This is a genomic window from Megasphaera sp. AM44-1BH, assembly GCF_003467125.1.
In the GTDB taxonomy this organism is placed as follows: Bacteria; Bacillota; Negativicutes; order Veillonellales; family Megasphaeraceae; genus Megasphaera.
This window is the reverse complement of record NZ_QSFA01000002.1, coordinates 171,003-183,402: the sequence shown is the minus strand read 5'-3', so window position 1 is coordinate 183,402 and position 12,400 is coordinate 171,003. Positions and strand designations below refer to the sequence as shown.

Genomic DNA, 12,400 nt, shown 5'->3' with positions numbered 1-12,400 from the left:
TTATTCTCCTTTCAGAGTTTTGGCTTTTTCATATGCTTCTTCAATATTGCCGACCATATAGAAGGCTTGTTCCGGCATGTCATCACATTTACCCGACAGGATTTCCTTAAATCCTTCGATGGTTTCTTTCAGCGGGACATACCGTCCGGGCTGCCCTGTAAACTGTTCAGCAACAGCAAAAGGCTGGCTCAGGAAACGCTGGATTTTACGGGCACGGGCAACGGTCAGCTTATCTTCTTCCGACAATTCGTCAATACCCAGGATAGCGATGATATCCTGCAGGTCATTGTATTTCTGCAGAATAGCCTGTACGGCACGGGCCGTATTATAATGGTCTTCCCCTAATACGTGGGGGTCGAGGATACGGGATGTGGAATCGAGAGGATCCACAGCCGGATAAATACCGAGTTCGGCAATCTGACGGGACAGGACGGTCGTCGCATCCAGGTGGGCAAAGGTAGCGGCCGGAGCCGGGTCTGTCAGATCATCGGCAGGGACGTATACGGCCTGTACTGATGTGATGGATCCGTTCTTCGTCGAGGTAATCCGTTCCTGCAGGGCACCGACATCGGTCGCCAGCGTCGGCTGATAGCCAACAGCCGACGGAATACGGCCCAGGAGGGCCGATACTTCCGAACCAGCCTGGATGAAACGGAAGATATTATCGATAAAGAGCAGCACGTCTTTGTGTTCTTTATCACGGAAATATTCAGCCATGGTAAGACCTGTCAGGCCGACACGCATACGGGCTCCTGGCGGTTCATTCATCTGGCCGTATACCAGAGCCGTCTTGTCGATAACGCCCGATTCTTTCATTTCATTCCACAAGTCATTGCCTTCACGTGTCCGTTCACCAACGCCGGTGAATACGGAATAGCCGCCGTGGCCGGTAGCTACGTTGTGGATCAGTTCCATGATGAGGACGGTCTTGCCAACGCCAGCACCACCGAAGAGGCCGATTTTGCCGCCTTTGGCATAGGGGCAGATAAGGTCAACGACCTTGATTCCTGTTTCAAAGATTTCTGTACCCGTAGCCTGGTCTTCAAATTTCGGTACCGGGCGGTGGATTGGCCAGTAGTCGGCAGCTTCTACCTTCTTATCTACTTTATCAACTGTCTGGCCCAGGACATTGAAAATCCGGCCCAGAACGCCTTCTCCGACAGGTACCTTGATCGGGCCGCCTGTATTTTCTGCTTTCATGCCGCGCACCAGACCGTCTGTGGAGCTCATGGCTACACAGCGGACGACATCGTCGCCCAGGTGCTGCATGACTTCTGCTACCAGATCAATCGCCTGATCGCCTGTGCCGCCGGTGATATGGATGGCGTTATATATAGCCGGCAGGTCTTCTTCGCTCGCAAAGCGGACGTCTACGACCGGGCCAATGACCTGAATTACTTTCCCAATTGTATTGCTCATGAAGAGGCTCTCCTCCTTATTTAGATTTTCCTTCGTCCTTACTGCAGTGCATTGGCACCGCTGACGATTTCCGTCAGTTCGTTTGTAATACCGGCCTGACGGACCTTATTATAATGAACGGTCAACTTTTCAATCAATTCACCGGCATTATCGGTCGCGCCGGTCATGGCCGTCATACGTGCTCCCAGTTCACTAGCTGCAGACTGCAGCAGGCCATTGTAAATGACCATGTCGATATACTGCGGCAGCAATGTCGATAAAACCTGACCGGCATCGGGAGCAAAGAGGTATTCTTCCGAAGGGCCGCTTTTTTCCGATACGGAAGGTTCGATTGGCAGCAGCTTTGTCTGTGTCACGACCTGTGACAGGGCAGATTTGAACTTCGTATACACCAGATACACTTCATCGACGTTACCGGCGAGGAATTCTTCCGTCGCCTTCCGCGCCAGATTCTGGGCATGACCGAAATTCGGCTTGTCAGAAAAACCGGCCCGTTTATAATCCGGCGTGATGCGCAGATGCTTCAGATACTCTACCGGTTTACGTCCTGTCACGATGAGGTACGAAGCCGAACGGGGCTTATCTTTCAGGAGACTCACCATTTCCTTGTTGATATTGGAATTGAACGCTCCTGCCAGGCCCTTATCGGAACCAATGATAACATAACACGTACGCTTCACGTCACGCTTGACGAATAACGGATTATTTTCTCCTGGTATAGCTGCCGACAGACGCTGCAGCATTCCTTCCATTTTTTCAGTAAAAGGAGCAGTTGCCAGAGCGCGTTCCTGTGCACGGCGCAGACGAACGGAGGATACCATCTTCATAGCCTTTGTAATCTGCTGCGTATTCGTTACGGATTTAATCCGACGGTTTATTTCGCGTGCACTCGGCATAGACTATTCCTCCTCTTTAATCAGCTTGTGGCTTGTACCGAACTGCTTCGTAAATTCCACAATAGCTTTTTTGAGAACTTCTTCATTATCTGCACCGAGTTCTTTGGTCTTTTTGATATCTGCACCGACTTCAGGATAATTAGCATGCATAAATTTGATGAGCTGGTCTTCAAATTCCTGTACGTCTTCTACTTCTACAGGCATGAGATACCCTTTGACAGCTGCATAAATCTGGATGACCTGGTCTTCGACGGGCATAGGCTGGTACTGCGGCTGGATCAGCATCTGCATCGTCCGTTCACCGGCGTCAATCTGGGCCTTGGTACTCTTGTCGAGGTCTGAACCGAACTGGGCAAACGCTGCCAGTTCACGGTACTGGGCCAGGCTCAGACGGAGCGTGCCAGCAATTTTCTTCATGGCCTTGATCTGGGCAGACCCGCCGACACGGGATACGGAAAGACCGACGTTGATAGCAGGCCGTACACCGGAGTTGAATAATTCTGTTTCCAGGAAAATCTGGCCATCGGTGATAGAAATGACGTTTGTCGGGATATAGGCCGATAAGTCACCTGCCAACGTTTCAATGATCGGCAGGGCCGTAATGGAACCGCCACCCAGTTCATCAGACAATTTGGCAGCCCGTTCAAGCAGACGGGAATGTAAGTAGAATACATCGCCCGGATACGCTTCACGTCCTGGCGGACGACGGAGCAACAGACTCATGGCGCGGTACGCCTGGGCATGCTTGGACAAATCATCGTATACGCAGAGGCAGTCCTTGCCCTGATGCATAAAGTATTCGGCCATGGAAACGCCAGAATACGGTGCCAGGTACTGGAGAGGCGAACCATCGGAAGCCGTAGCAGCAACGACGATGGTATACGCCATGGCGCCGTGTTCTTCCAGTGTCCGTACGACACGGGCAACAGTAGAAGCTTTCTGGCCGATGGCGACGTATACGCAGATGACGCCTGTATCTTTCTGATTAATGATCGTATCAATGGCGATGGCCGTCTTGCCGGTGCCGCGGTCGCCGATGATCAGTTCACGCTGGCCCCGTCCGATAGGAACCATGGAGTCAATGGCCTTCAGCCCTGTCTGGAGCGGCTGCTTGACCGGCTGGCGGTCTGCAATGCCGTGAGCTACGACTTCGACGCGGCGATATTCCGTCGCTTTGATGGCACCTTTGCCATCAATAGGTGCACCCAGGGGATTGACGACACGGCCAATCATGGCATCACCGACAGGAACACTCATAACCTTGCCGGTCCGGCGTACCGTATCGCCTTCCTTGATGAGTTCGTCTTCACCGAGAAGAACGGCACCTACGTTGTCTTCTTCCAGGTTCATGGCCAGGCCATACACATTATGAGGCAATTCCAGGAGTTCCCCGGACATGCACTTATCCAAACCGTATATATGCGCTATGCCGTCCCCGACTTCCAGGATGGTGCCTACGTCATCGACGTTCATTTCGACGTTGTAGTCTTCGATTTGTTTTTTGATTATAGCCGTTATTTCTTCTGGCTTCATTTTCATTTTTCGTCCGTCACCTCATTCATTACGTCAGACTGAAGCAGGGAATGCTGCATATCCGTGAGCTGCCGCTTCAGACTGCCGTCTATTAGCCGGTCGCCTATCTGGACAATCATGCCGCCGATAATGGAAGGATCCATATAATACAGCGGTTCGATATGTTTGCCAGTCATCTTTTCCAGAGACGCGACCAATTGTTTTTCCTCTTCTGCTGACAGCGGTTTTACGAGGCGGATCTTCGCGACTTCGATATTCTGAGCTGCACGGGCCAAATCGATAAACCCGTCGATAGCCGCGATGATGGCCGCTTCCCTGCGCCGGTCTATCATGACGTAGAGAAACTGCAGGACAACAGGGGACACGTCATCAGCAAAAATAGCGTGGAGTGTTTCTTTTTTCGACTGGGGTGGAACCAGCGGATGATGGATGAACTTCTTCAGCTCCGGATTGAGCTGCATCGTATCGCGGACGGCTTTTAATTCAGTACCGTACTCGTCCATCTTGTGCTGTTCCTTTGCTATGTCAAACATAGCCTGGCTGTATTTGCTGTATACGGCTTCAGGAATCATGACTTTTTACCTGCCGGCTGCTGCCCGTCAAACTGCTTCAGGCATTCTGCTACCAGTTTCTGATTCATATCCGTATCCATGTTCTTTTTCAGCAGTTTTTCTGCCACAGCCATAGACAGCGTCACTACTTCATTTCTCATTTCGCGAATAGCTGCTTCCCGTTCATTGGCAATTTCAGCCTGGGCGATTTCCTTTTCCCTTGCAATCTGGGAACGGATAGCATCGAGCTGAGCCTGCGCTTCCTTGTCGGCTTGTTTTACAGCCTTGTCCACAGTGGCCTGGGCTTCCGCATGAGCTTTCTGCAGCTGTGCTTCATAATCGGCTTTCAGTTTTTCCGCTGAAAGGCGGGCTTCTTCAGCACTGCTAAGGTCAGAAGCGATTTTATTCTTGCGGTCTTCAAGCACTTTTAAAATAGGCTTATATGCAAACTTGGCTAAAATAGCGACGAGGACAAAGAAGTTGATGAACTGGATTACCAGTGTAAAGTTAATATCTACCAAAACTTTCTCCTCCTTTTACCGAACTGTGCCGGTACAGTTTAGCCTGCCAGAGGGTTGGCAAATACGAGCACGATAGCGATAACAGCTGCAATGATAGGCATGGATTCAATCAGGCCTACAGAAATCAGGAAGTTGACCAGGAGCTTGCCGCCCATTTCCGGCTGACGTGCCAGACCTTCGAGCATCTTCGATGCGGCATGACCATCACCGATAGCAGCACCCATTGCTGCCAGACCAATACCAATAGCTGCGCCCATTGCGGATAATGCTAATACTAATTCCATAATTATAATCCTCCTTGATATATGAGTTACTTGTCTTCACTTACTCTTCTCTGAGGGAATCTGCCAGATACGATGTGGTCAGTATAGTGAAGATAAAGGCCTGAATCAGGCCGATGACCAGACTGAATATCAACCAGATGATAGGCACCCCGACGGGGACCAGTTTGTACAGCACTTCCATCAGGATTTCACCGGCAAGGATATTGCCGAACAGACGGAAGGCCAGCGTAATAGGCTTTGTAAATTCTTCCAGCAGGTTGATGACAAAAAATACAGCGAACGGTTGAAAATAATGTTTGATGTGTTTTTTCAGACCTTGGTTGCGCAGAGCAACAAAATGTACCATAAAAGATGATACCAGGGCCAGGCCCAGCGTCGTATTGAGATCATTCGTCGGCGACGTCAGGATATGCGGACTGGGCAGCAGCCCTAATTCATTGCCGACCAGAATAAACAGGAACATAGTCAGAAGGACCGACACGACCTGTCCCCACTTCGGACCCAATGTTTCCTTGAACTGTGCCAGAAGTGCTTCTACGACAATTTCAACTGCGTTCTGGATACCGGAAGGAACCAGTGACCGGCCCCGCGTCGCGGCCAGCGTAATGATAATAACGATAGCCGCCGTGAGCCAGGTCATGTACAGCGTATCCATATTGACATTCATGCCAAACAGCTGATAAATCAAATGATGACCCGTATGCAGCTCCATGATAAGCGCCTCCTTTCCTTAAAGATGTCTTCGGATGCAGGCATGATACACCGCTTCGAAGTATATGAGAATCCGATACGTCAGGATGCCGGCTACGACCGCCCATATGCGGACAGAGGGAAACTGTAGCACCACAATGAGTATCAGAACGATGGTAAGTATACGCATCAGCGCGCCGCCACGGAGAACGGTAAACGCCTTTGCAGGATCCATCTTCATAGCCCGGAAGGACCGGCTGCACAACATGAGAAAGTATACGCCATTGATAGCGCAGCCAATAAGCCAGCCGCTGAGGTATTCCGCCTTTCCCAGAAGGAGCAGCAATCCTGTCACCAGAAGGGTCAGGCTCAATAGTCTGAACAGTGTCACTTTTACATATCGTGTAAATTCTTCCATAGGAGTCCTCTGCCCTATCTCTCTTTCTGGCGTGGCGGATGATCGTTCATAAAACGCACGGCCTTCCTGAAAATAGACCAGAAGCCACTGACCGCCCCAAGAACGCCACCAATGAGCAGTCCCCAGGGAATCGTGCCCAGCTGCGCATCCACCCAGTACCCGCAGGCAATGCCGATACACATGCTGACACACAACGTCAGTCCCATAGAGGCGGCACTGACCAGTATATCCCGTAGGCGCACTGTTTCCTTTTCGTGTTTTTTCTGCATGGTCCTTACCTCGGCGCAGGCTGCATTACAAATTTTCATGTATAGGATTCATGCCCCGCAATACAGCTATTGTATCACGGGACTTATGTAAAATCAATAATTTTTAGCTATTAGTCATAAAACTAAAAAAAAGTATGTTTTATGAAAAATCCTACAAAACTCTGTAAAATTACAGAGAAAATTCTTTTGGCTTTTCGGAACCACTGCCGAAGGTATACAGGATAGCCTGTACAATCCGGCGCGACGCCTGTCCATCCCCATAAGGATTGACAGCATTGCTCATGGCATCATAAGCATCCTTATCCGTGAGCAGCCGCTTCGTTTCTTCGTAGACACGGTCCTTATCGGTGCCGATGAGACGTACCGTTCCGGCTTCCACTGCTTCCGGCCGTTCCGTCGTATCCCTGAGGACCAGGACAGGTTTTCCCAGAGAAGGCGCTTCTTCCTGGATGCCGCCGGAATCGGTCAGGACGAGACAGCTGTGATGCATCAGATTGGCGAACGGTTCGTATTCCATGGGCTCGATGAGATGGATGCGGTCCACACCGGACAATTCTTCTTCTACGACTTTGCGTACCAGTGGATTTCGGTGCACGGGAAAAACAATTTCCGTATCGGGGATTTCTTCGATGATCTGGCGCAGAGCCTTATATATATGTCTCATAGGTTCACCAAGATTTTCACGGCGATGTGTCGTCAGGAGAATGATGCGGTGATGCCGGAAATCGACAGTCTGTAATTCTTTGTCCTCAAAGTCATACCCTTCATCGACAGTCGTCATGAGAGCATCAATGACCGTATTGCCGGTAACGAAAATCGCATCTTTGCTGATTCCTTCCCTCAGCAGATTGGCCCGGGCCGTCGCCGTCGGTGAAAAATGAATCGCCGCTATGGCACCGGTCAATTTCCGGTTCATTTCTTCCGGGAACGGTGAGTAAATATTTCCTGTACGCAGCCCCGCTTCGACATGACCTACGGGAATCTGCTGATAATACGCAGCCAGCGCCCCGGCAAAAGTCGTCGTCGTATCGCCATGGACCAGGACGAGATCCGGTTTTTCCACTTCCATGACCGACTTCAGCCCCTGCAGGGAACGGGTCGTAATATCATACAGTGTCTGCCCCTGGCTCATGATGTCCAGATCATAATCGGGACGGATCTGGAATAAATCCAGCACCTGATCCAGCATCTGCCGGTGCTGGGCCGTAACGGCCACGACCGTCTGGATCTGATCCGGATGTTTTTTGAGTTCCAGGACGACAGGCGCCATCTTGATGGCCTCCGGGCGCGTTCCGAATACAGTCATTACCTTAAGCATATAAAAACCTCCTTGAACTAAACAAATTCTACTCATAAATCAATCTTTATGAGTAGAATTTGTCGTTTTATGCAGTATTCCTATTCGTTTTGCTGAATATATAATCACCGCCAGGACCACTGCTACGGTCAAGATACCGGTTTTGTAATTGACATTTGCTACAAAAATAGCCACAATTCCCAATACGATACTGACACAATACATGATGAGCACGGCCTGCTTCTGGGACAGTCCCAGCGCCAGCAGACGGTGATGAAGATGTCCCTTGTCCGGTGTGAAAATAGGCACGCCACTCATCTTACGGCGGATGATGGCAAATAAAGTATCCAGAATCGGCAGTCCCAGAGCGATGACCGGTACGACCAGCGCAATCGTCGCGGCAGTCTTCACCAGTCCCAGCACAGCCGTGACAGCCATAGTATACCCCAGGAGCATACTGCCCGTATCACCCATAAAAATCTTTGCCGGATTGAAATTATACTGCAAAAACCCCAGAGCAGCCCCCGCCATGGAAATGATAATCATGGCCGGCAGGTACTGATTCATGCTGACAGCCATGAGGAACATCGAAATGGACGCAATAAAGGACACGCCGGCAGCCAGGCCGTCGAGGCCGTCGATGAGGTTGACCGTATTCGTAAAACCGATAATCCAGAATATGGTCAGTGGAATCGCGACGACTTCCGGCAGGATGATCAGATTGCCAAAGGGATTAGTCAGCCATTCAATCTGGATGCCAAAGGCGACGGGAATTGCCGCCGACAAAATCTGCCCGACGAGTTTTACTTTTGCCGGGATGTTGCAAATATCATCCCAGATGCCGACACAAACAATGGCCGTACATCCAAGCAATAGTCCCAGCATTTCATGATTCATGGGCATAGAATACAGGACACCGGCCAAAAAGCCGATATAAATAGCCAGACCGCCCAGCCGGGGAATGATATGGGTATGAACTTTCCTCGCATTGGGTCTGTCAACAGCACCCACTTTGATAGCCAGTTTCTTGACGCTCGGCGTCAGGGCATACGCTACAATCAATGCTATAAAAAAGGGTACGAAATATACAAGCACAACACACGCCTACTTTCAAAGGGATTCTCGACACAACCTGTCAGTTCGTCAGGCTGCGCATCGGTGCCGGAATACGGCCACCGCGGGCAATAAACGCATCAGACTTATACTTGTTGATATCGATAATGGGGCAATGGCCCAGAAGTCCGCCAAATTCAACCGTATCGCCCACATCCTTGCCCGGTACGGGGATAACGCGGACGGCCGTTGTCTTATTATTAATCATGCCGATAGCCGCTTCGTCGGCAATGAGTGCCGAAATCGTGGCGGCCGTCGTACTTCCCGGAATGGCAATCATATCGAGGCCGACAGAGCAGACGCAGGTCATGGCTTCCAGTTTTTCCAGACTGAGGCTGCCCCGACCAACGGCTTCCAGCATGCCCTTGTCTTCACTGACCGGGATGAAAGCTCCCGAGAGGCCGCCGACACGGCTCGATGCCATGAGGCCGCCTTTTTTGACGGCGTCGTTGAGGAGAGCCAGCGCTGCCGTCGTGCCACAGGCACCGCAGCTTTCCAGTCCCATTTCTTCCAGAATGGCAGCTACACTATCACCCACAGCCGGCGTCGGTGCCAGTGACAGGTCGATGATGCCAAAAGGAACGTTGAGCCGGCGCGATGCTTCCTGGGCTACGAGCTGGCCTACGCGGGTAATCTTGAATGCCGTCTTCTTGATCGTTTCGGCGACGACATCAAAAGGTTCCCCTTTGACATTTTCCAGGGCCCGTTTGACAACGCCAGGACCGCTGACGCCGACACTGACGCAGCTGTCGCCCTGGGTGACGCCGTGAAAGGCGCCTGCCATGAACGGATTATCTTCTACGGCATTGGAAAAGACGACTAACTTGGCACAGCCCAGAGCATCTTTGTCTTTGGTCAGTTCTCCCAGTTCCTTGAATACCCGGCCCATTTCAGCTACGGCATCCATATTGATACCGGCCTTCGTCGAACCTACGGCAACGGAACTGCAGACCAGATCGGTACAGGCCAGTGCTTCCGGAATGGAAGCGATGAGCTTCTTGTCCCCGGCAGCATAGCCCCGTTCCACCAATGCGGAAAATCCGCCGATGAAATCGATGCCGATGGTCTTGGCTGCTTTATCCAGAGTACGGGCAATTTCGACGTAATTATCGAGATCGCTGCATCCGGCTACGAGCGCTATAGGGGTGACCGAGACGCGCTTATTGATGATGGGCACACCAAATTCCCTGGCAATATCTTCCCCGGTCTGTACCAGGTGTTCCCCATAGCGGGTCACTTTATCATAAATATTATTGCACAGAGTCCTGCCGTCACTGCTGCAGCAGTCGAGGAGACTGATGCCCATGGTAATAGTGCGGACGTCCAGGTTCTGCTTCTGAATCATCTGATTTGTTTCTAACACGTCATGGATAGTCAGCATTCTCTCATCCCCCTATCCGACACGGTGCATGGCATTGAAGATTTCCATGTTCTGTGCCCGGATTTCTACCCCAAGGGCATCGCCTTTATCTTTCAGCAGCTGCTGAAGTCCCCCCAGGTCTACCGATGCCTGATCCATGTCCACAATCATGGCCATATTGAAAATACCATCGAGAATTACCTGATTGATAGTGAGAATATTTACCTGATGTTCTGCCATAATCTGGCTGACAGCGGCAATGATGCCGGTACGGTCCACGCCGACTACTGTGATGACAACTTTCATTCTGATGCCCACTCCTTTTCCATGTACGGAGACATGATAGAATGCCCCTCTTGATCATTCTTCCCTATTATAGCATATATCCGCGATAAATTACTATTGCTTATTTTTTTAATGCCCGGCTGATGAGCGCCCGTCCTTCGTCCAGCAGTTTCCGCGCATGGTCTTCCGATACGAAACTTTCAGCATAGAGCTTGTACATATCTTCTGTACCCGAAGGGCGTGCCGCAATCCATCCGTCGGGACTGCAGATTTTGACGCCGCCTATAGCATAATCGCCATAGGGAGAATGGGATAATACAGCCGTGATTGGACTGCCGCAGAGCGTCTTTTCCTCTACGTCGGCTTCGGTGAGACTGCTGATCTTGGCCTTTTCGTCAAGCGTTGCCGGCGCATCACTGCGCATGGCGTAAGGCCGGCCCAGTTTCTGGCACAGTTCGTCATAATACGCAAGGGGCAGCTTGCCTGTCACAGCCCGGATTTCTGCTGCCAGGAGGCACATGATCATGCCGTCTTTATCTGTCGTCCACAGGCTGCGGTCTTTGGCAATAAAGGAACCGCCGGCACTTTCTTCACCGGAAAAGGCAATCTTCCCATCGCTGTAGAGGGAGCCGAAATACTTAAATCCCACGGGAACTTCATAAAGAGGCACGTTAAGGGAGGCTGCCGAACGGGCCAGGAGGTCTGTCGTCACTACCGTTTTGGCAATGCCCAGCCCGTCAAAATGGCGATGGGTCATAAGATAATGGGATGCTACGGTCAGATACGCATTGGCCGTAATCATGCCCTGACTGCCCGAGATGATGCCAAAGCGGTCATAATCGGGGTCGTTGGCCAGGATGAGGTCATAGTCCCCGCTCTGCTTTGTCACGGACGACATGACATAGGCCGAAGAGCAATCCATGCGGACCTTACCGTCGTGGTCGTAATTCATGAATGTAAACTGGGGGTCGTACGTATCGTTGACGAAATCCATATCGAGGCCATACCGGTCAGCAATGGCATGCCAGTAATTCATGCCGGACCCGCCCAGGGCATTGACCAGAATGTGAAGCCGGGCCCCGCTGATGGCTTCAAAATCGATAATAGATGATAATTCCGCGACGTACAGTCCCTTATAATCATATCCCGTCACCAGAGAACTTTCCCGGGCCTGTTCATAAGGAATCTGCCGTACGTCACGGTTCTTCCCTGCCAGCAGGCGGTTTGCTTCCGTTTCGATAGCTTTTGTAATATCCGAAGGCGCAGGACCGCCGCTCGTCGGATTATATTTGATACCACCGTGTTCCGGAGGATTGTGGGACGGCGTGATGATGAGACCGTCGGCCAGATAATCTTTGCGGCAACTGTTATAACGCAAAATAGCACGGGAAACGGACGGTGTCGGCACAAAATCGTCGTCACTGTCGATATACGCCGCTACGCCATTGGCTGCCAGTACACCCAGTACCGTTTCAAAAGCCAGTTTGGACAGATAGTGTGTATCTTCGCCAACAAATAACGGCCCTTCGGCGCCAAAGGACTTTCGCAGATTGCACACTGCCTGGGTAATAGCGGCAACATGGGCAGCGGTAAAACTGCCATTTCCGGCCTGTCCCCGGTGTCCCGATGTCCCGAACCGCACTTGGCATGCCGGATTGGTTATATCTGGAACGATGTGGGCATAAGCATCAGCAATTGCCTTTAAATCAATGTAATCTTCTTTTCTGACTTTCGTACCTGCTAATTCGTGTACTGCCATAACAA

General features: G+C 51.1%; 14 protein-coding genes. All 14 read right to left on the bottom strand.

Annotated features, from left to right (window positions below):
* On the bottom strand, positions 1-1,419 hold the full coding sequence (gene atpD, locus DW949_RS03045; RefSeq protein ID WP_118021805.1) for a F0F1 ATP synthase subunit beta: 1,419 nt from the start codon (positions 1,417-1,419) through the stop codon (positions 1-3).
* Between the two features lie 38 nt (positions 1,420-1,457).
* The gene (atpG, locus tag DW949_RS03040) at positions 1,458-2,315 is read right to left on the bottom strand and encodes an ATP synthase F1 subunit gamma (RefSeq protein WP_118021804.1); all 858 of its coding nucleotides are present in this window, start codon (positions 2,313-2,315) and stop codon (positions 1,458-1,460) included.
* 3 nt (positions 2,316-2,318) lie between these two features.
* A complete protein-coding gene (gene atpA / locus DW949_RS03035) occupies positions 2,319-3,854 on the bottom strand; it encodes a F0F1 ATP synthase subunit alpha (protein WP_118021803.1) in 1,536 nt (511 codons plus the stop codon).
* Complete coding sequence (locus DW949_RS03030) at positions 3,851-4,420, bottom strand: F0F1 ATP synthase subunit delta (protein ID WP_118021802.1); 570 nt, start codon at positions 4,418-4,420, stop codon at positions 3,851-3,853. Before DW949_RS03030 ends, atpA begins: the two co-directional genes overlap by 4 nt.
* A complete protein-coding gene (atpF, locus tag DW949_RS03025) occupies positions 4,417-4,920 on the bottom strand; it encodes a F0F1 ATP synthase subunit B (RefSeq protein WP_118021801.1) in 504 nt (167 codons plus the stop codon). Before atpF ends, DW949_RS03030 begins: the two co-directional genes overlap by 4 nt.
* A gap of 38 nt (positions 4,921-4,958) precedes the next feature.
* Positions 4,959-5,204, bottom strand: a complete 246-nt coding sequence (atpE, locus tag DW949_RS03020; protein WP_059077229.1) for a F0F1 ATP synthase subunit C — start codon at positions 5,202-5,204, stop codon at positions 4,959-4,961.
* A 40-nt stretch (positions 5,205-5,244) separates the two neighbouring features.
* Positions 5,245-5,916, bottom strand: a complete 672-nt coding sequence (gene atpB / locus DW949_RS03015) for a F0F1 ATP synthase subunit A (protein WP_118021800.1) — start codon at positions 5,914-5,916, stop codon at positions 5,245-5,247.
* Positions 5,917-5,934: 18 nt separating this feature from the next.
* Positions 5,935-6,312: an ATP synthase subunit I gene (locus DW949_RS03010; RefSeq protein WP_118021799.1), complete on the bottom strand. Its 378-nt coding sequence runs from the start codon at positions 6,310-6,312 to the stop codon at positions 5,935-5,937.
* 14 nt (positions 6,313-6,326) lie between these two features.
* Entirely contained in the window at positions 6,327-6,581 is a 255-nt protein-coding gene (locus DW949_RS03005; protein WP_199595717.1) for an AtpZ/AtpI family protein, read from the bottom strand.
* A gap of 169 nt (positions 6,582-6,750) precedes the next feature.
* The gene (gene wecB, locus DW949_RS03000; protein WP_118021797.1) at positions 6,751-7,899 is read right to left on the bottom strand and encodes a non-hydrolyzing UDP-N-acetylglucosamine 2-epimerase; all 1,149 of its coding nucleotides are present in this window, start codon (positions 7,897-7,899) and stop codon (positions 6,751-6,753) included.
* A 39-nt stretch (positions 7,900-7,938) separates the two neighbouring features.
* The gene (locus DW949_RS02995) at positions 7,939-8,973 is read right to left on the bottom strand and encodes a glycosyltransferase family 4 protein (protein ID WP_118021796.1); all 1,035 of its coding nucleotides are present in this window, start codon (positions 8,971-8,973) and stop codon (positions 7,939-7,941) included.
* Between the two features lie 40 nt (positions 8,974-9,013).
* Positions 9,014-10,372, bottom strand: coding sequence for a PFL family protein (locus tag DW949_RS02990; protein WP_118021795.1), 1,359 nt, complete (start codon positions 10,370-10,372; stop codon positions 9,014-9,016).
* 12 nt (positions 10,373-10,384) lie between these two features.
* On the bottom strand, positions 10,385-10,657 hold the full coding sequence (locus tag DW949_RS02985; protein WP_118021794.1) for an ACT domain-containing protein: 273 nt from the start codon (positions 10,655-10,657) through the stop codon (positions 10,385-10,387).
* 100 nt (positions 10,658-10,757) lie between these two features.
* A complete protein-coding gene (locus tag DW949_RS02980) occupies positions 10,758-12,395 on the bottom strand; it encodes a phosphoglucomutase (RefSeq protein WP_118021793.1) in 1,638 nt (545 codons plus the stop codon).
* Positions 12,396-12,400 lie beyond the last annotated feature (5 nt).